The organism is Sneathiella aquimaris (genome assembly GCF_026409565.1).
Lineage (GTDB): Bacteria > Pseudomonadota > Alphaproteobacteria > Sneathiellales > Sneathiellaceae > Sneathiella > Sneathiella aquimaris.
In genome coordinates this window covers 269,739-290,531 of the sequence record NZ_CP112881.1, presented here as the reverse complement: position 1 = coordinate 290,531, position 20,793 = coordinate 269,739, and the positions used below count along the sequence as shown (strand labels likewise).

At 41.9% G+C, this 20,793-nt stretch carries 12 protein-coding genes and 5 pseudogenes; 9 read left to right on the top strand and 8 right to left on the bottom strand.

Annotated features, from left to right (window positions below):
- Nucleotides 1-70: 70 nt before the first annotated feature.
- Nucleotides 71-999 (bottom strand): annotated as a pseudogene (locus tag OIR97_RS01410) (IS3 family transposase); the annotation flags it as partial.
- On the opposite strand from OIR97_RS01410, the pseudogene OIR97_RS01405 reads away from it, so the two are divergent.
- The 4 genes and pseudogenes from OIR97_RS01405 to OIR97_RS01390 form a co-directional block, all read left to right on the top strand.
- Nucleotides 993-1,305 (top strand): annotated as a pseudogene (locus OIR97_RS01405) (DDE-type integrase/transposase/recombinase); the annotation flags it as partial. The pseudogenes OIR97_RS01410 and OIR97_RS01405 sit on opposite strands and share 7 nt — an antisense overlap.
- Nucleotides 1,306-1,343: 38 nt before the next feature.
- Nucleotides 1,344-1,523 (top strand): annotated as a pseudogene (locus tag OIR97_RS01400) (IS110 family transposase); the annotation flags it as partial.
- 356 nt (nt 1,524-1,879) lie between these two features.
- Nucleotides 1,880-2,242 (top strand): hypothetical protein, encoded by a 363-nt coding sequence (locus OIR97_RS01395; RefSeq protein WP_407696689.1) that lies wholly within the window; start codon nt 1,880-1,882, stop codon nt 2,240-2,242.
- A gap of 541 nt (nt 2,243-2,783) precedes the next feature.
- Nucleotides 2,784-4,469, top strand: coding sequence for a methyl-accepting chemotaxis protein (locus tag OIR97_RS01390; protein WP_169543946.1), 1,686 nt, complete (start codon nt 2,784-2,786; stop codon nt 4,467-4,469).
- Between the two features lie 163 nt (nt 4,470-4,632).
- On the opposite strand, the pseudogene OIR97_RS01385 reads toward OIR97_RS01390, so the two are convergent.
- Nucleotides 4,633-5,726 (bottom strand): annotated as a pseudogene (locus OIR97_RS01385) (IS3 family transposase).
- A 916-nt stretch (nt 5,727-6,642) separates the two neighbouring features.
- Between OIR97_RS01385 and OIR97_RS01380 the strand changes: the two are divergent.
- The 3 genes from OIR97_RS01380 to OIR97_RS01370 all read left to right on the top strand — a co-directional run bounded on the left by OIR97_RS01380 (nt 6,643) and on the right by OIR97_RS01370 (nt 11,536).
- Nucleotides 6,643-7,566: an AraC family transcriptional regulator gene (locus tag OIR97_RS01380; protein ID WP_267177760.1), complete on the top strand. Its 924-nt coding sequence runs from the start codon at nt 6,643-6,645 to the stop codon at nt 7,564-7,566.
- Between the two features lie 829 nt (nt 7,567-8,395).
- The gene (locus OIR97_RS01375; protein WP_246201960.1) at nt 8,396-9,274 is read left to right on the top strand and encodes a LysR family transcriptional regulator; all 879 of its coding nucleotides are present in this window, start codon (nt 8,396-8,398) and stop codon (nt 9,272-9,274) included.
- 915 nt (nt 9,275-10,189) lie between these two features.
- The gene (locus tag OIR97_RS01370; protein ID WP_169543943.1) at nt 10,190-11,536 is read left to right on the top strand and encodes a dihydrolipoyl dehydrogenase family protein; all 1,347 of its coding nucleotides are present in this window, start codon (nt 10,190-10,192) and stop codon (nt 11,534-11,536) included.
- 26 nt (nt 11,537-11,562) lie between these two features.
- Here the strand turns inward: OIR97_RS01370 and OIR97_RS01365 are convergent, their stop codons facing one another.
- Nucleotides 11,563-12,471, bottom strand: a complete 909-nt coding sequence (locus OIR97_RS01365) for a YeeE/YedE thiosulfate transporter family protein (RefSeq protein WP_246201887.1) — start codon at nt 12,469-12,471, stop codon at nt 11,563-11,565.
- Between the two features lie 305 nt (nt 12,472-12,776).
- Complete coding sequence (locus OIR97_RS01360) at nt 12,777-13,373, bottom strand: cytochrome P460 family protein (RefSeq protein WP_169543941.1); 597 nt, start codon at nt 13,371-13,373, stop codon at nt 12,777-12,779.
- Nucleotides 13,374-13,510: 137 nt separating this feature from the next.
- Here OIR97_RS01360 and OIR97_RS01355 point away from each other — a divergent pair, with 137 nt between their 5' ends.
- On the top strand, nt 13,511-14,389 hold the full coding sequence (locus OIR97_RS01355) for a LysR family transcriptional regulator (protein WP_169543940.1): 879 nt from the start codon (nt 13,511-13,513) through the stop codon (nt 14,387-14,389).
- A gap of 22 nt (nt 14,390-14,411) precedes the next feature.
- On the opposite strand, the gene OIR97_RS01350 is transcribed toward OIR97_RS01355, so the two are convergent.
- The 4 genes from OIR97_RS01350 to OIR97_RS01335 form a co-directional block, all read right to left on the bottom strand.
- The gene (locus OIR97_RS01350) at nt 14,412-15,788 is read right to left on the bottom strand and encodes an aldehyde dehydrogenase family protein (protein ID WP_169543939.1); all 1,377 of its coding nucleotides are present in this window, start codon (nt 15,786-15,788) and stop codon (nt 14,412-14,414) included.
- A gap of 14 nt (nt 15,789-15,802) precedes the next feature.
- On the bottom strand, nt 15,803-17,485 hold the full coding sequence (locus OIR97_RS01345) for an acetolactate synthase large subunit (RefSeq protein ID WP_169543938.1): 1,683 nt from the start codon (nt 17,483-17,485) through the stop codon (nt 15,803-15,805).
- 73 nt (nt 17,486-17,558) lie between these two features.
- Nucleotides 17,559-19,103, bottom strand: coding sequence for an FMN-binding glutamate synthase family protein (locus OIR97_RS01340; protein ID WP_169544375.1), 1,545 nt, complete (start codon nt 19,101-19,103; stop codon nt 17,559-17,561).
- A 306-nt stretch (nt 19,104-19,409) separates the two neighbouring features.
- Entirely contained in the window at nt 19,410-19,799 is a 390-nt protein-coding gene (locus OIR97_RS01335; RefSeq protein WP_169543937.1) for a RidA family protein, read from the bottom strand.
- A gap of 262 nt (nt 19,800-20,061) precedes the next feature.
- On the opposite strand from OIR97_RS01335, the pseudogene OIR97_RS01330 reads away from it, so the two are divergent.
- Nucleotides 20,062-20,643 (top strand): annotated as a pseudogene (locus tag OIR97_RS01330) (IS3 family transposase); the annotation flags it as partial.
- Nucleotides 20,644-20,793: the final 150 nt, after the last annotated feature.

Genomic DNA, 20,793 nt, shown 5'->3' with positions numbered 1-20,793 from the left:
TATTGCGGCGGGGTTTCCTGAGGCCTTGAGTACGACATTGGATATGACGTGCTCCCCAACTTATCCTCATTCATAAGTTAGTTATGTTCCTGTTATGATCCATAGTGGATCGATTTACAAATTCTAGTGGCGTGAGCCAATTCAGGCTCGAATGTGGTCGGTTCTGGTTATAGTCGGATCTCCATTCTTCGATGATATTGCGGGCATGATGATAACTGGTGAAGAGATGCTCGTTCAGGCATCCGTCTCGCAGCCGTCCATTGAAGCTTTCAACAAACCCGTTTTGCATTGGTTTTCCCGGAGCGATATAATGCCATTCAACTTGGGTCTCTTCTTGCCATTTCAGCATAGCGTTTGATGTGAACTACGTGCCATTGTCCGAGACAATCATGCAGGGATGTTTCCGGACTTCAGCAATCTTGTCCAATTCCCGGGCAACTCGAATACCCGACAGAGAGTTATCGACAATAGCCGCCAGGCATTCCCGGCCAAAATCATCAATCACGCACAGAATACGGAAGCGCCGACCATCGATCAGGCTGTCAGAGATAAAGTCCAGGCTCCAACGCTGGTTTCTCCCTTGCGGGATCGCCATGGGGGCTCTCGTCCCCAAAGCACGTTTACTACCGCCGCGTTTAGGCACAGTAAGGCGTTCTTCCTTGTAAATCCGATAGAGCTTCTTCCAATTTACATGAACACCCTCCCGTTGCAGCAGGATATGCAAACGACGGTAGCCAAATCGGCGCCGTATCGATGCCAGTTCGCGCAATCGCAAGCGCAGATCCTCATCATCGCTACGCTTGGATTTATAGCGATAAACACGAGGATCTATCCCCACAATGTGACACGCACGACGTTGAGAATACTCTTTTTCTTTGATAGCCCAGTCCACGGCATTTCTCCTCGCACTGGGCTTTAGAAGTTTTTTCCGAGCATCTCGCGCAATGTCGAAACATCCATCATCTGCTCCGCTAGAAGCTTCTTTAATTTAGAATTCTCGCTGTGTTATTGGTTGGGCTACCAGTGACCGTCTCAAGCTTGATCTTACCATGCGTGCGCTGGACAATGTCATTGCCCTCAGAGCGCCGCCTTCAGGTGGAAGCCAATACTGTTCTCACGATTATCAAAAGCGTTTGCATCAACACAATATAAGGCCATCAATGAGTGGAAAGGGAAATTGTTATGATAATGCAGCAGCTTAAATCAGCACTCGTTCACTACATCGACGGCTTCTATAATCCCCGCAGACGACATTCAACATTAGGAGGAAAAAGCCTAATCGAATTTGATCAAAAAGTAGCTTAAACGAGATAGGGACACGGAACTAAAACGGGACAAGTCCACTTTACGTGCCGGCAGTTGTTGCAGCAAGGCATAACCCAGACATGAAACAATTCTATGAGCGACTCATAAAAGCCGGTAAGCCACAGAAACTTACATTTACAGCAATCATGAGGAAGCTGATCTTACTTGCAAACACGCTTGTAAAACAGAACCGAGAATGGACACCAAAAAGAACTTGATTAAGACGGATACTATTCAAATCCTGTAATAACAATCTCTGTTACGTTTTTAAGTCTGCACCAAAAATCCAGTTCGTTATTTTTCAACATGAGAGCTAACAATCAATACACATAACAAAAATAGCTTTTAGCTATTGGTATAAAAATTGAAATCTCTTTACTCTCCTTTTCGACACAACAATTTTATTGTCATTTTCGAGATTAACCCGGGCAATTTAGGTGGATAGATCTTTTTATTGGTTTAAGTAGTTGTTTAGTGCGGAAGTGGAGATTAGTGAAATGAAACTATCTCAGATAAAATTTTTTTTAATTTTGTGGATACATTTAGATTTACTGGGGCGGCGAAATTGAACGATGTGGCGCAGTCAAGTTTTACCAAATCCATTGTAAAACTAGAAGAAAAGTTAGGTGGACAGTCAGTGTTTCGACATGGGAAGAATACTCGGTTGACGGCCTTCGATCGTGAAGTGCTGATTGAATTTACAAAGATATCACAGGTAGAGGAAGTAATTGGGACGTTAGCTGAAGAAACCGTTTTCGGAAATAAACAAAAGCTGAATTTTGGTGTTTCTACAGCATTTTTCTCTCAAATAATATCAGAGTTTATTAATTTAATTTTATCAAGCATTCCTGAGCTGGAGTTCAATCTGCGCCCAATTCAGCGACTTAAATCTATTAAATCTTTGTTGTCATGTGACTTTGACGGTTGCTTTATTTGAGATGTTCCGATGGAAAACAGAAAATTATCAATAATAAATCTGTTTGAGGAAGAGTTCTACATTGCTTATTTCAAGAACCGCAAGTTTACAGCATATGAAACTGTACCTGCATCAGAGTTAAGGGCTGAGATCTATGTGGACAGATTACAGTGTGGGTTTAGGTCCAGAATAATCCGAGTATTTCATGAGGTAGGACATCTAAATGTTTCCAAGATTTGCATTGATAAAAGAAGGTTGGATGCAGCAAATTGGTGCTCGATTTGATGGTATTTCTATGTTGTAAAAACACTCAGGGGTATCTGAGGATCTTATTCCTGGTCCTGTAAATAGTTTGGAACTGAAAGATTAGTTGTTTTTACTTCTGTCTCAGGGACCGAGAGTGCAATCGTATTACAGAGTTTTTACAACATGGCCAAAGAATATAAAAGTAAATATAAACATTTATTATAGTACATAAAAATAAATGTTTCATTGATAACGTAAATAGTTAATTAAAATAAATGGTTGATAGTATATTGTTTATAAAATAGGGGAGTAAAGTATGTTAACAAGTGAAAGATTGCAAGAAAATAGCATGAAGTTTCCCTATTATACTTTGTTTACTATGTTAATTATTAGTTTATTTGTTCCGTCAGGGTTGATGTTGAGACAGGTTGAGACCAATAAAGAACAGAAAAACTTAACGACTCTTGTTTCAGAAGCCCAATCGGCACTCGGTCAAATAGCCTTACAAGACGAGATCTTGACGATGTCGACTAAAATGGCCGCAACTACAGGTGACCAGGTATGGATAGACAGGTATATCCAAACTGTGCCTCTAATGGAAAAAGCGATAGATAGGATTGCTAAAGTCGCGCCAATAAATCTAATGGAGAAATTCAATGAACAAACTGGTTCTTCTAATGATAGGTTAGTTTCTTTAGAAAATAGTGTCCTAACTCTTGCAGAAAAACGCAACCAGAAAGAAGCGTTAAATATTCTAAATAGTTCCGAGTATGACAATCTTAAAATTTCCCTTTCTTCGGGTACTGCAAACTTTAGAAAAAACTTTCTAAGATTTATTGACACTCAACGGAGTCAATTAGAAGACCAAGAAACAGTTAATCAGTGGGCATCATTGACTGGTGTCGGGATCATTGTTCTCTCTTGGCTTTTACTCTTCAAGAAATTGAAGACTTGGCAGACAGGTTTAGCTGCAGCTTCCTTGGAGCGAGAGAAAGCGGAGGAAAGACGGCAGGAACGTGCTAAAGAGGAAGCAAATAGACTCGCAGAAGAAGAAAAACAAAAACAAAAGGACAAAGCCCGCAAGCTGCTAGAAGAGGAAAACAATAGAAAACAAAAAGCAAATTTTGAAAACGCCCAACGCGAAAAAAGTGAGCAAGAACGGAAGAATTTCACAATGCGGCTCGCAAATGAATTTGAAGAAAATGTTGGCAAAATTGTTGGTTATGTTACCAATTCAGCTGTTCAATTGCTTTCGTCCACCCAAACAATGGCGTCAACCGCTGACGGTGCTAACAAGCAATCTCTCATTGTCGCTTCAGCTTCTGATGAAGCTTCTACGAATGTACAAACAGTGGCTACTGCTTCAGCTGAACTTAGCAACTCAATTACTGAAATCAGCCGTCAGGTTTCTGAGTGCTCTAGTATTTCTGCTGCTGCTGTCAAAGAAGCAAAAACAAGCCATGATTCCATTCAGGTGCTGGTCACATCCGCAAAACGTATTGGTGAGGTTATTGAACTAATAGCAGACATTGCTGATCAAACGAACTTGTTGGCTCTCAATGCAACCATTGAAGCTGCCCGTGCTGGTGATAATGGTAAGGGATTTGCAGTTGTGGCAGCTGAGGTAAAAAACCTGGCCAACCAAACTGCGCGAGCAACGGAACAAATTAGTAGCCAAATTACAGAGGTTCAGTCTTCAACAGCAACCGCTGCTAGTGCTATCAATGAAGTAAGTACTATTATAGGAAAAGTTGATTCAATTGCGACAGGTATTGCGGGAGCTGTAGAAGAGCAATCAGCAGCCACCCTTGAAATCTCTAGGAGTGCAGAACAGGCGGCCTATGGAACTTCTGAAGTTTCTGCAAATATATCAGATGTGACTCAGGCAATTGGAGAAACAGGCGAAGCCGCCGCTAATATTAAACATGAAGCAAACGAACTAACAAACCAAGCTGAAGAATTAAAAACCGAAGTTGAAAAGTTTCTATCTCGCATAAGGTGAGATAAAATGTTTGATGAATAGTTTTTATACTAAAAATTGTCTCACAACAATGTCAGCGGGTCCAAATAGCGGAATTTTGTGAGAGATTGTTCTTGATTCAGTGGGCCTAACCCTCTCCCCAACACTACGCCAGAGAGAAGTTAGTAAATTATGCATGACAGGCTCATGCGACCTTGTCCATCCTGTTCTGGATTAATCCAGAACAGGATTTCGCGAATTCATTTGGTGTCGCCCAGTTAAGAGCGGAATGTGGTCTTTCCGAATTATAAGCGTTTCTCCATTCAGCAGTGATCATCCGCGCCTCAGCCAAGTTCGAGAATAGGCCTTCATTCAGACATTCATCGCGCACCCGACCATTGAACGATTCACAAAAACCATTCCGACTAGGTTTACCAAGCTGAATGAATTGCAGACTAACTTCGCACCGCTGTGCCCAGTCGAACATCAACAATGAGGTGTATTCGGTCCCATTGTCACAAGCAATAAACTCCGATCTGTCATGCAGATCAATAAGCCGCGTCAGTTCTCTGGCAACACGCTGACCAGTGGTCGAAACTTCAACGACCATGGTAAGGCATTGGCGGGTAAAGTTATCAATCACATTGAACAACCGAATGCGCCGTCCATTGGAAAGCTGATCGCTCATAAAGTCCATGCTCCATATCTGTCCCGGCCGTGAGGGCAAGACCAGAGGGTGACGCGCGATGGCAGAGCCACGCTTGCGCACCTGAAGACCCTCCTCCACATAAATACGGTGGGTCTTTTTGTGATTGCCCCTGAAGCCCTCTCGCCGTAGCAACACATGCAAACACGGATGGCCAAAACGGCGATACCGGTCCAATAGTTCATGCAATCGCTTTCGCAGAGCCGTTTCAAGTGATCTTATAGACTTGTCGCGAATTGTTGAGCACGGCATTCTCACCAGTTTGCAAGAATGCCGCTCACTTAACCCCAAATCTTTGCAGATTGTCACCGCCCGGCGTTGATCTTCAGGGCTCAGATCTTTTTTAGCACTTGCTGTAAGGCCATCTTGTCCAATGACAGATCGGCAACCAGTTTCTTCAGCCGACGGTTCTCATCTTCAAGATCACGTAATCGCCGTGCCTCGTTTACCTCCATCCCTGAAAACTTAGCTTTCCACTTGTAATAAGTTGCGTCCGACATCCCGTGTTTACGGCAAAGTTCTTTTACCGTAATGCCAGCCTCATTCTCCTTCAAAACCCCGATAATCTGTTCGTCTGTAAATCTGCGTTTCATAAGCGCCTCCGTTGCTTATAACAAAAACACTAACTGCAAAATGGACCAAGTTATGGGGAGAGGGTCAATGCGGAAATGCAAAGCATTGTCATTCAGCTATACAATTAAATCAAACTGGTTATTGAAGAATTTGTGCGTGTACCTGTTGAGCAGCAGGTTTTAGACGGCAGAGTCGTATCCGGTTGTTTTAGTGTCCACATGCTCAATATTTATTTCGCAGTAAATACCTAACGCGTCTAGCTTTACTTTGAAACCTACAACATTTTGGGATATCCATGTCATCTCGCTGCTATAACAGGTTAGAAACAAAATATTCCACTTGGCGTGGGTAGTAGTATTTGCAGATGAAGAAGAAATAAATATTATAAAACAACCTGTTAATAGTTAAATGAATACTAGTTAGTTAAATTCTTTCCCGCGGACTGGCACCATTTTTTAATCTTCGAGTTCTACAAATTTTTGAAAGATTTATGTAAAACAATCCTTTAAATTCATTGCTGAGGATTGTGCTACCGACATTTGTTGATTTTCCTGACCTCTATTTTAAAAATTGTTGAGCGAGGTGCTGTTTCCAAGATTTTAATGCTGTTATCTAATCTAGCACCAGATCTTGCACCACCAAACTTCTAAACTTTTTTGTTTCTGCAATACCATCGCTTTAGGAAATTTATTCCATAGCTTAAAGATATACTATGCGACGCGATCTCCTTTTGATGATACTGATTCTCTACCAACTGGATTAAAATTTAGTCTTTTTTTTCAATAAGTTGGGGAAGTGCACTCCTTAAACATTTTGAGTCAGTCCCTGCGACCTGAGTTCACGATTTCTATTTTTTATAAGAACCTTTCATTCTACTTCGGTTTAGGAAAAATAAATTATTTGAGAGCATCTTGTTAAAATTATAGCCTTTATACGATGGATATATTGACTGATATTTTTGACACAGTGCAGTTGGAGAAAACGGGCTATTGTAAAAAGGTTCATAACGGACAATGGTCTGTAACCTTACCAAAACACCGCCATCTGGTTCGTTTTCATTTGGTGCTGAAAGGCCACTGCAATGTTACCTTATCGAATAAACAAACAATCACCCTTCAACCAGGTGAACTGCTTCTCATTGCTGATGGTAAGTCCCATAATGTGTCTAGTATACCCAGTATTGACGGCACCTCCGAAGAGCGCGACATCAGCCTTTCCCCTTTTTCTGGCAATACAGAGCGTGTCTCAAGTGAGATGGATTTGGAGAACAGGACCGAAATACTATACGGCTATTTTGGGTTTAGAAATGAAGCAAATTTTCCAATACTCAGCTTCTTCCCAGACGAATTTCTGGTAACTGTTCCCATGCGAAACCAGAATTTGTGGCTTGGTGAATTTTTGAAGATTATCAGCAAACATAACTTTGATCTGAATGGAGGAACGCAAGGTTCGCTTAGGCGTCTTTACGAAATTCTGTTTATTGAAATACTAAGGAGTTGTCTCAGCGACATTACTGAGGCGAAGAGTATTCTTCGTGGCATGCAGGATCCGCATATTAATAAAGCTTTAAAGTTGATACATAACGATCCATCAATCTCCTGGTCTGTAAAACGCTTGGCAGAAGAGGTAGGAATGTCCAGAAGCCGGTTTGCCGAGCGATTTGGAGCTCTAATTGGTCAAGGACCTATATCGTATTTGACTGATTGGAGATTACAAAAAGCCGTTACCTTGCTGAGGCAGAATGATGTTTCTATACAACAAATTGCAATTCTGTCTGGTTACCAATCCTCTGCTGCCTTTACGCGCGCATTCTCTGAAAAATATGGTGCCTCACCAAAAACGTTCAGATTAAAAATCTAATATTTGCTGACCGTCTCAATTAGTTTGCAAGTTGTCTGTGATAAGCATTCGTGTGTTGCATTTCATCTTTGGATACAGGAATCTCTACAACACATAAAGAACGGAAGTAGAATATGCGACAGATTGAAAAACTGGCTTTAGACAGATGACTTTTTTGACTTAAGAATATGTTTTAGTGAGTTTTTTTTGATCAACTAACACTAAAAACAGATTTGGCAATAATGAATAAACTTGTTTGATCATACACTGATTTAGGGGTGAAAAAATGAACCGTTTTGAAAGTATAAAGGATGTTTCCAATTCCGAGTGTTGTGACTTTAGAAACTGAACTCCCTAATCAAATAAACTCAAGAAACCAATACTTTTGAAGCTTTAAGTTTTCCTCCTCTACGCCCCCACTGGAGGAGAAGGCAGCTGCTTCAACTCCGCCTCCCAATGGAGTGAGCAGCTGCATTTTTCCACCTTACATAAGATAAGTTGTTGTTTGACAGTGAACGTCTCATTACTCTGTATGGTGAGTAAAATTGAGATGCTTAACAAAAACATCTGCGTTTTTTTAGCTTTTATTGTGTTACAGATACTAATGATTGCTGATATTCCAAAAAATAAGGAGCGTTAGTTAAAAGGCATAAAATAAATAGCTTTTAGGTATTGGTATTATGCCACGAATAAATTTATTCCTCTCTGTATTGGACCAAAGATCGACCATTATTCATATATTTTTTTAATGATTAAGGGTTGGTTGGTTAAGCGAGAGCTTAACGTCTTTGAGTAATTAAAGTCCGATTATTAGTATTGATTGTTTAGTACTGAAGTGGGGGTGATAGAGATGGAACTATCTCAGATCAAATATTTTCTGAATTTGGCGGACACGTTAAATTTTACTGAGGCGGCTAAGTTGAGTAATATTGCGCAGCCAAGTCTTACCAAGTCCATCATTAAATTAGAGGAAAGACTTGGGGGCCGCTTGGTTTTTCGAGATGGTAAGAATACTCGTCTAACCGCTTTAGGTCGTGAAGTTCTCGTCGAATTTACGAAAATTGCGCAAATTGAAGAAAGTATTTTGGAACTCGCTGGTGACCATACATCGGGAAACAGGTTGATATTAAATTTGGGTGTCTCCACAACAGTTTCTTCCCGGACCATCGCGCAGTTTATAAATTTTGCCCTCAGAAATATACCATCACTTGAGATCAGCCTGCATCCAATTCAACGACTTGAAGCCATTGATGCATTGCTATCAGGTAGTCTGGATGGCTGCTTTATTGGTGACGTGCCCATGGAAAATAGAAAGATTTCTGTAATCCATCTTTTCGAAGAAGTTTTTCATGTGGCCAGTTCCCGGTGTCATAAATTTTCAGCCTATGAAGATGTACCATTATCCGAGCTAAGGGGAGAGACATATGTAGATCGTTTACACTGTGAGTTCAGATCAAGAATTCTTGAATACTTCATGAAGCAGGACATTTTAATGGAACCGAGATTCGCTTCTGAGCGCGAAGACTGGGTGCAGAAAATTGTCGCTAGTGGCGACGGAGTTTGTATTCTGCCGAAACATTCGGTTACCGCAGAGGGCATTCTTACACGTCCGGTAAATGGGTTGGATTTGACAAGAAGCGTAGTTTTTGCGTCAGTTTCAGGATCTGGGAACTCTCTTGCTTTGCAAAAGTTCCGTGCCTTGGTTGGCCAATTTTGCTGGGATATTTAGGTGAAGGTGAAGCTCAAATGATTCATCTGATTGATGAACATTTTAGAAATTTCTTGTGCCGCCGATGGTTTATCTATGCAAGATACCGACTTGGGAGAAGGGGGCATCCTGTCGGACGGGTATATAATTTGTAAAGATGGACAAACTTGGTATTTTTCAAGTGCCCCACGATTGACTGAATGTCCGATCCACGATTTTCATTTGAAACTACTAAGGTGTTTCCTGAGGCGAGATTATGATGACGTCTTAGGATTAATTCCACGAATTGATCTTGATCTTTTATTTGGCGACCTGATGTCCATTTTTCACTGACTATTTCGGTGTTTTCTTGGAACGAATTATTGGTTGGCCTCGTTTTTTCCTATGCGATCCTACATTAAGCGATTGGAATTTCTTCAGTTTCAATGCAAGTTTCGAATACTGTTGAATAGGCCAAAACCTACCAGTATTGGGACAAACCATGACATCTTGGTTTGGTCGCAGTGCATTCTGAAGAGTTTCACAAACATTCTTGCCATCATTTTAGGAATTATTCGACGGTTAAAAACTAACATGTCAAATGGTCGTCCTTCACCTTTTTGTTCCGGCAGGAAGGGTCAATGATCTTGCTGTTGTTCAATCAGTTAAAACAATTGATCTAACAACAATTTGAAAACGCATTGATGATCACTTCTTTTTTGAGCCACGTAATAGGCATGGAAATAATGCCTAAACGCTATTGGAAACAATCTCGTTTCTTCGGCATAAATGCGCTGCAGAGAAAGACGTGCTTAAACGCGTTAGGTTGCACATATTCTGTATCACTCTGCTAAAGGGCCCGCATTTTTGTGCCAAGGTTATGAACGCTTTGGCCACAATTGAATGGGCCGCGGGGTGTTTTCTTTCGGGTACAAATTCTAAAGTGAGTTCAAATCAATGATGAAAAAGTATGATATAATTATTATCGGTGGCGGCAATGCAGGTTTCGGTGTTTCCACTGTTGCACATGACGCTAACAAAAAAATAGCGTTCATTGAAGAGCGGGACTTTGGCGGGACCTGCCCGAATAGAGGCTGTACTCCCAAAAAGGTATTGGTTGCGGCTGCCAACTCTCTCCACGAGATAGAAATGGCCAGAGTTCACGAAATTGAAGTCGGAAACGTAAAACTCAACTGGGCCAAACTGATTCAGCGGGAAAAAAATATGATTGGTTTCATACCGAATGCAATGGAGGGCGTTGCAAAAAGGCGCGGAGACGTTTATTTTGGCTCCGCTAAATTTGTCGGGCCCAATTCAGTAGAAGTCGATGGCGAGATACTTTTTGCGGATGACATAGTAATTGCAACAGGGTCCAAAACACGCCCTCTGTCAATACCTGGCTCAGAATTAACAATTACATCGGACGACGTTCTCTCGCAAGAATATCAACCGGAAGAAGTCATTTTTATTGGTGGTGGTGTAATTGCCATGGAATTTGGGCATATTTATGCCCGGGCGGGAACTAAAGTAACTATCTTAGAAGCAATGCCACAACTTTTACCGCGGATAGACCACGGTGCCGTTGCAGCAATTCTACAGGAGAGCGAACGCATCGGCATAACAATAAAAACTGGAGTATCTGTAACAGAAATAAAGAAAAATGAGGATAAATTAAGCGTTGTTTACAAACATGAAGGGGAGAAATTAACGTTAAGTGCAAACCAGGTAGTTAACGGCGCGGGACGCATAGCTAATGTTGACACACTTGATTTGGAGGCGGCAAATATTGCACATGATCAGATTGCAATAAAAACCGACAGCTTTTTGCGGTCAACAACCAACCCTTCAATTTGGGTATGTGGGGACTGCCTTGTAACTTCTCCGCAACTTTCGCCAATTGCCACCTATGAAGGAAAGGTAGTTGGAAACAATATTGTCTACGGCCCAACGCAAACACCTGACTATGAAATCATCCCTACATCTGTCTACACCATCCCAGCCGTTAGTAGTGTTGGTTTAACCGAAAAAGATGCGGTAGAGGATGGTTTGGATGTGAAAATCAATACTCATGACATGACTGATTGGTTTTCAAGTAAAAGTTATGCGGAAACAGTCGCTTGGGCAAAGGTGATTGTTGAAGCCAAGTCTGACAGAATTTTGGGTGCTCACTTAGTTGGACATAAAGGAGAGGAGCTTATTCATTTGTTTTCCTTTGCGATACGTCACGGGATTACGGCCACTCAAATGAAGGAGGAAATGTTTGCTTACCCGACGTTTTCTTCGGATATTAAAAACCTTTTATGATCAGAAAAGGAACGTGTCGACTGCGGTTAAGGGGTGTCCCCGACCTTACACATATCCCCCCGACAGTCGACATGTTGAATATTTAGGCCAACATACCGAAGGGCAAATAATGTGACTGCAATCCCAACTAAAATCGAAAAGATCGCTGGGACAGCATGTAGGGACAAAGATGGCAATGCGCTTAGCCAAATTACGTCATTTCCACCTGGCATAACAGCGCTGCCGATGCCCATAAAAATACCACCAGTGAAATATAAAAGCCATTTAACGTTAGGTTGCCATTCTAAATAAAACCGTCGAGAGTGAAGAGCGGAAATTGAAATCCCCGTTAAGAGTGCAAAGAATAAAATTCCTAACAATGGATCGGGGCTGGGCGCTTCAAAAACAAGATGTCTTGCCATTTCTCCCATTAACCGGGTATGCAACCAAATGCCATAGAGAAAAAACAAGAACCCATTACTGGCTCCAATAATGAAGGCGGCACTGGATAATTTGTATCTTGGCGCTATTAAATCCCTAAAAAAGGAACGATTTAGATGCGTCCGCATTAGTCGACCTAATTCCCAGCACATCCATAGAGAAATACTTCCCGCTAACCATATTTTCCAATTGCTGGTTATCTCGAATATGGTGGGCGCTGGCAGAGGTGCAGAAGCCAGCTTTTCTGCCTGCAAAAAATCAAAACATAAAACCCCTATAAAAAAACCCGCGAGTGTCAAAAGTTTACCGAGGTTACCATTGCCGAGCCGGGTTAACGTTGAAACGGCACAACCGCCGTTGAGCGCGGCGCCAGTCCCAAATATTAACCCTCCAATCATCGTACCCACGGATGCTTGCCAGCCATAAGCCTGCAATGGGTACAGGGAAAATACTTCAGTTAGAATTAATGTGATACCGAGAATCCAGACCGACGCTTTGATAAAACTAAGCAACATGAAGGCGTGTCGCGTCGTTATTATTTCTTCTACTGCGCTTACAGAGCACAAGCTTGCCCGGTGAGCTGAAAACCCAATTAATACTATGAGTAAGATTGAAATAATAAGTAAAAGCATAACGTAAAAATAAAAGAAATTTTAACCATCGTCTATTTAATTTAGCTCTCGAGTAATTAAGGAAGGTTCAGCGTCCATCACAAAGGCCGGTCTATTTTGCGTCACTTTTTGTTCGCAGCCTGGAAGAGGGCGTTGTTTAAGACTCTTCGACACCCAGTGTTGAGTATCATGTTTACTGGATGATTCAATTACTTTCTTGTTAGAATTGGATACCCCTGTAAATACAGCCAATCTGTATTTTTTGCAGGTTCATGACAACTCAAACAGGCGTCTCGATAATCAACTGAAGTTGAATTTTTTTTGTCATCAACATCGAAGTGAGCCCAGCCCCAGCCATTGCCCCAAGACGTATTGTGGGGATACCGGTTTTTTGTATCTTTTATCATAACAAACCATCCGGTTGTTATCGTTGCATGGCTTACGGTTCCTGTAGTCATTTCTTGGGATGTTGCCTCATAGAGTTCCTTGATAATAATTGTACCATCGGGAAAGGTACCTGTTTTCAAGAATGCTGACACCGATCCTGGCTGAGTATACACAATATGAAACCCCTCAGAACCCTGTGTTCCTTCTTCGGCCGCAATCGCCCAAGTTCCTAGAGCCGTCCAGTCTCTTTGGAAATTGACAGTGGGTAAATGAATTTTACCTTTTTCATCTACGGCAAGATCAAAATTTTTACGACTTTCCTTTGTTTCGGCACGAGCAGATACTGCCAATGCGACTGACAACAATAGCAAAAAAACTAATGTTATTATCGGCATGTAAGACCGATCTGATAACTTCATACCTTACTCCATATTTTGCTGGGGATAAGAGATTTATGATAGATGTAACAACAATAAGATATCGGAAGTGTGCTATAATTAAAAATATCAGTTTTCTATTGTTTTAATGTGTAATAGGCATGGGAAAGGATGGATTTATGGAGTTTCATCAAATTCGATACTTCTTAGCAACTGCTGAAACATTAAATTTCACGAATGCGGCAGCACAATGCAATGTTTCTCAGCCGGCTCTAACGCGGGCGATAAAAAAACTTGAACATGAGCTTGGTGGACCGTTGTTTCGTCGAGAGAGAAATAGGACACATTTAACGGATTTAGGGCAAATCGTGAGAGAGCATTTGCAAGAGATTGATAGTACTACCCAAAACGCGTTAATTGCCGCGAAAAAATTTCTAAATTTGGAAAAGGCACCTCTGAAAGTGGGAATAATGTGCACCATCGGACCAACGCGGGTTGTACCGTTTCTATCAAGATTTCAATTACGGCACCCTGGAATTGATTTAACAATTTATGATATTACACCGCACAACATGACAGATGCCTTACTTTCTGGCACCCTTGAATGTGCCTTACTTGGTTTACCCATGAAATTGCATGATCGATTTGATACGATTAAGCTCTATGATGAGCGGATGGTTGCAGTATTTCCAACGGATCACCGATTTCGGACTCTTAAACAAGTTCCTATTATCGAACTTACGGGCGAGCGCTATCTAGATCGTCTTAACTGCGAATTTAGGAACTCATTTTTTAAGTTATTGGAAGAAATGTGTGTAAAAGTTTCGGTGCCATACAGAAGTGAGCGAGAAGACTGGATACAGAATATGGTAATGAATGGTATGGGAATTTGTCTGATGCCGGAGTTTTCTATATCGGTGGATGCTTTACGGTATAGACCACTTACAAAACCAAAACTGACCCGAAATGTAGAAATGGTCACAGTTGCAGGTCATCGACAATCACCTGCAGTCCAGGCATTTGTGAAGGAAGCAAAACTTTATCCTTGGATTCTATAATCCTTTTTGCGAAATCTAAGTTTTAGAGCTTGATGACAGCCATTTTCTCTTGGGTCATGTCATGCATTGTGTACCCAATCCCACCTGTATTGTAACCGGATTGTCGTTGGCCAGAAAAAGGCATCCAATCAACGCGAAAAGCAGTGTGATCATTGACCATTACTGCCGATGCATTAAGTTGCTGTATTGCGTCCATTGCGACTCCAAGGTCTCCAGTAAAAACCGAACTTTGAAAAGCAAAAGGATGTGCATTTGCCTGCTCAAATGCCTCAGTCAAAGTCTCGTAACTGTATACACAAATGATCGGGCCGAAGATTTCTGCGTTTGAAACCCTGATATCATGAGGTGGATTGAATAGAACAGTGGGCGCGTACATAGTATCACTTAGTTTATCGCCGCCGCAAAGTACAGACGCTCCGCTTTTTTTAGCTTCGCAAACCCAGTCCGCGATACGACTTACTTCACGAGTACGAATTAGCGGACCGCAATCCGTCTCTGTTAAGGTCGCATCGCCAACAATGAGCTTTGATGCTTCAGCCGCTAATTCTTCTGCAATCTCCATTGATTGGGATTTTGATGCGAAAATTCTTTGCGTAGAAACACAAACCTGACCTGAATGGTAAAAGCCTCCTTTTAGAATGCTGGAAATCATAGGTTCGCGATCTGCATTTGTATCTAGGATAACTGGAGCTGCTCCGCCATGTTCCAAAGCACATCTAGTTCCAGCGGCGAGCTTTGAGCGTAACATCCATCCAACATTTGCGGATCCGATAAAAGAGAAAAAGGCAACACGTTTATCGGTAACCATTTTTTCAGCAGTTGGAATATCACAGGGAGTAAAGCGGCACCATTCTTCGGGCAAACCGGCTTCATATAATATCTTTACGAATGATCTACAGGAAAGAGGCGTATCGTCTGCAGGCTTAACCAATACAGGGCACCCCACCGCGACAGCGGGAACAACTTGATGGACTATCAGGTTGAGAGGGTGGTTAAAGGCAGATACGGCCACAACAGGACCTATCGGCTCACGCATGGTAAATGCAATGCGTCCTGAACCTGCTTTTGTTAAGTCCATCGGTATTTCTGTGCCCTTTAAATGAGATAGCTCCGTTATCCCAAGTTCGACACCATCAATAGCCCGCGCGACTTCAATTCGTGCATCGACTATTGGTTTACCGCCTTCAACGGCTATTTGGTGCGCAAGGTATTCTGTTTGCTCTGTCATGAGGTTAGCGGCATTTTTAAGGATCTCAATACGCTTATAAGAAGGTAACCTGTTCCGTCGATCACTGTGGAGGTTTGTGGCGCTGGTCAGCCACTTATCAATCGTTTCCCAATTAACAAGGGGAACTGCATCGATTGACTGCAGGTCAAATGGATTAATGACTTCAAGCATTTTTTGAGTTGGACTCATATTAAACACGCTTTTGCCGCTAGCTCGTCGATAAGTACCTTTTGGTTCTCCGAATAGTCTACGGGAACTTCCACTAGATGAACCCCTCCAGCGTCAAACGCATTATTAAAGGTTTCGACAAGACTGTCAGTGGAGACGACGCAATGTCCGTTGGCTCCGTAGCTGTTAGCATATTGAACGAAGTCAGGATTATTGAATTCCAAACCCCAATCGTCAAATCCTGCATCCGCTTGTTTCCACCTGATCATGCCATACGAATTATCGGTTAGTACCGTAACAACCAAATTCAGTTTTAAGCGAACAGCAGTTTCCAATTCTTGACTATTCATCATAAAGCCACCGTCACCACAAATTGCCATAACACGGCAATCGGGGTTGAGAAGCGCCGCTGTCATGGCAGAAGGAAGCCCTGCCCCCATGGTGGCAAGTGCGTTATCCAGTAGAACAGTGTTGGGTTCATAAGCTCTATAATTTCTGGCATACCATATTTTATAGATTCCATTATCTAAGGCGATAATGTCTTGATCCCTCATAACCTTACGTGTATCGCTTACAAATCGCTGAGGAATAATAGGAAATCTTGGATCCGTTGCACCTTCAGCCAAGTGGCTTTCAACCTCATTGCGGACTCTTTCAAAATATGATCTATCAAAAGGCACTTTGCCGCCCAATATTTCTGTGAGTTGCTCCAGTGAACGCGCGAGATCACCCACTACTTCCATTTGAGGGAAGTACACTGCATCTATTTTGGCCGACTTATAATTCATGTGAATTACTACTTTCTCGTCGTTCTCCATGAAAAAGGGAGGCTTTTCGACAACATCGTGTCCGATGTTAATAATTAGGTCGGATCGTTCGATGGCGCAGTGTAAATAATCGCCATCAGACAATGCCGCCGTTCCCAAAAATAGATCTGACCTTTCGTCGACTACTCCTTTCCCCATTTGTGTGTTAAAGAATGGAATTCCCGTAGTGTTAACAAAATTACTGATTGCACGTCGAACCTCTTTCCGGTTTCCTCCAGCCCCAACAAGTACCAAGGGCATTCTCGCTGACAAAATCTTTTTAGCCACTTGGTTGAGTATAAATTTATCGGCAATTGCATAGTGACGGATATTTTTTTTTATAATTTGAGCATCACATTGTTCCATCGCTATATCCTCTGGCAACTCCAATAACACGGCGCCAGGGCGTTCTTCTTCCGCTAAACGAAAAGCTTCTCGGACCAGAGATGGGATGGTGTTGCCATGAACTATTTGTTTTGACATTTTGCATATCGGATCAAATAAGTTCACAATATCAACAATTTGGAATTGTCCTTGTTTAGATTTTTTAATGGGCTTTTGGCCGGTAATCATAATCAGTGGCATTCCGCCTAAATGTGCATATGCGGCCGGGGTGGCAAAATTTGTGGCACCCGGACCAAGAGTAGCCATACACACACCGGCTTTTCCAGTAAGTCGACCGTATGTTGCCGCCATGAAACCAGCGCCCTGCTCATGGCGGTTTAAGATAAGTTTTATTTTTGACGTCCTCAAAGATTCAACCATGTCAAGATTTTCTTCACCCGGGACGGCAAAAATATATTCGACACCCTCTGCCTCCAAGGCCCGTACAAATAAATCTGATGCTTTTAATGTGTTTGTATTAACCTCGTCACTCGCCGGTATGTGTGTCATAATAAATTTCTTTCTGTATACGGCTACATCCACAAATTATAATGTTTCCTTAGCACTCTTAAACTATTGTGTTTTAGCCTACTTTGGTCTCCAAAATTTTAGAAACCTCCAAGTACTCAGGTAAGATCTCGGGGAGAGGATAAAGCTCATTGATAGAGATTGTTCGCCCGTCATTTTGGACCATGCGAACATGCTTCCTATTCATTTTTCGCGCTCTGCTAACACCACAAGAATGCGAGATGGTCTGCACCTCATGAACCATATTCAAGCAGTAGTTTGCCACTCTTGCAGCTTTGTCTTCAGTATTTAGACCCTTTTGCAGTCTTTTATTATGTGTTGTGATTCCAGTGGGACAGGTATTTTTGTTGCACTTTAGTGCTTGAATGCACCCTAATGAGAACATAAAGCCCCGCGCCGACGTTACAAAGTCAGCGCCTGTTGCTAACGCCCAAGCAACTTCAGACGGAGTTATTAATTTGCCCGATGCAATTATTCTAACCCGTTTTTTTAATCCGTGTTTGTAGAGAATATCAGAGACTAAAGGAAGTGACTCTTTGATTGCCAATCCAACATTATCCATGAGAGGCATTGGAGCCGCTCCCGAGCCACCATCACCACTATCAAGTGTTATGAAGTCGGGTGCATGTTCAATACCTCTTTTATGAATTTCCTTACATAAATCTTCTATCCAGTCATAAGCGCCAATTACAGCTTTAAACCCTGTCGGCTTGCCGGTTATGTCCCGAACTCTGGTGATTAAATCTAACATCTCCCTGATATTATTGATTTCTGGATGTCTGTTTGGGGAGATCGATGATCGACCTTTCGGAATTCCGCGAATTTTAGCGATCTCTTCCGTAACTTTAATCGCAGGTAGTATTCCACCCTTGCCCGGTTTTGCGCCTTGGCTCATTTTTAATTCGAACATACATACTTGGCTATGAGAAGCAACGTCTCGTAATCTTTGATCACAAAGATTACCCGCTACGTCACGAACCCCATATTTTGCGGTGCCGATTTGAATAACAAGATCGCATCCGCCTTCAAGATGATAGGGCGAAAGTCCGCCTTCACCTGTGTTCATCCAACAATTTGCAATTTTTGCCCCTTTAGCAAGTGCAGTCACAGCCGGAGCGGATAACGCCCCGTAACTCATTCCAGAAATATTGAAAAAAGAGGGGGCATTATAAGGTTTTCGACAAAATGGGCCAATTTCAACAGACATTGTTTCAACTGCGTCCTCATCTAATGTCGGGAAGGCACAATTGGCGAAGATAACCGTTCCTGTAGGCATCAAATTTTTTGTAGATCCAAACGCTACAGTATTATCTTTATTCTTTGTTGCTTTTTCAACCCAATTACGTTCGGCTCGATTAAATGGCAATTCTTCGCGGTCCATTGCAAAGAAATACTGTCTGAAGAACTCGCCAAGAGTTGAAAATAAGTATCGAAATCGACCCAAGACTGGATAATTTTTCCGAACAGCGTCTTTCGTTTGATATATGTCGATGATGAACAGAATACCAACTCCAAGAGCCAATAACCCAATAAAGGCGATAAATAAATTTGATGCTATCTGTACAGTGGATTCAATGAAGCCAAGTTGGAGTAACGGCATAGTCAATCTTTCTGTCTACATGAAAATTCTATTAAGTAAAATTTCCATTGTCCCATAAGTTCTTTTGACGGTTTTTAGTTTTCATTATTTTGAATTATGAGAAGAAGATTCTCAGGATTTGTTCATACACGCACTGCTTTACGATTATTTCCATTATTCTCCATATTTCATCACAGTTATTACGACCTATACCAATGTCATCTAGAAAACAGCGTTTGAGTTGAAATCTCTATTTTGTGTAATTTCGATGCGTTAAATGCATTTAATGTTCAGTGGTCAACAGGTCAGAGGTTTGTTTTTAGACCTTCAACATTTTGTTATCGCTGTCAAATTCATGGTTATTAATGCATCTGATTTGGGTAAGTCTACGCCACCTATAGTAGTTCTGGCTGGACGATAAATCCCCAACCTCTCGCCATACACTAAATCCATTTGTTTAAAGCTTTTTATGTCAGCGAGAAAAATATTGATGTGCATAACATGCGAAAAACCGGACTCTGCTTGCAATAACATTATTTCAAATGCATCAAGAATTTGTTTTGTCTGTGATCCCACATCTAATCCGACGAGTTCACCAGTCTCCGGATTTACCCCTGCAGTACCTCCAATGGTGATAAACGGTCCGACCTTGGAAACATGGCTATAATGTCCAATTGGTTTCATAATATTTTCCGGAATAGTGTTTTCAACCTTCATCGTCCATATTTCCTTTAGCTCAGAGACAATGCGCCAGAGAGTAGGAAATGAAGGGAGCCGAGGCCAATATCAAATTGTAATTGTTACAATAGCCTACAGTTATGATACGCCGATTGCCGGTACTTTGGCACTAGAGATCATTTTCATGAAAGGCCGATGCACTGAGCGCGGGGTATAGGTGCGTCGACCGACGCTTTAGTAGGTTTAGTTTAAGCGGGTGACGACAAGAGGGGGAGTAAATTACAAGCGGTATGATGACGGACAATGTCGAACTGGGAAGTATGGCGGACGTTCCATCAATTGTTATCAATAATACACTTGATCGTCAGTTTGAAGTGGCTACGCCAGACACAGCGTGGGTCACAGACATCACTTACATCAAAACTATGAGGGGTTTTCTTATCTGGCAGTCGTCATCGATCTTTTCTCTCGTCGTTTCGTCGGCTGGGCAATGCAAAATCGCCAGACAACGGATCTGGTTCTGCAAGCATTGCTGATGGCTGTTTGGCGAAGGAAACCAGCAAACAAAGTCTTGGTCCCTTCAGATCAAGGCTCACAATTCACCAACATGGATTGGGCATCGTTTCTCAAACAGCACAACCTTGAGCACTCTATGCGCCGACGTGGAAACGACCATGACAATGCTGTGGCCGAAAACTTCTTCAGCCTACTTAAACGTGAACGCATCTGCAGGAAAACATACAAGACACAAGATCAAGCAAGATCAGACGTGTTCGATTTCATCGAGATGTTTTAAAATCCGAAACGTAAACACGCAAAAAATGGAATGCTGTCACCCGCAGACTCCGAGAAACAGCGAAAACTGAACCCGCAGGCTGTTTAGAAAACACGGGGCTATTCAAAGAACTATTTTAGTAGTTTCGCAAAATATATTGCGCTTCCTTAAACCATATCTAGGAGGTTTTTCGTTGTGATAGTTATGAAACATATAGCCGACAGGTATTGGTTATCATTGTGAAAAATAGATACCTTA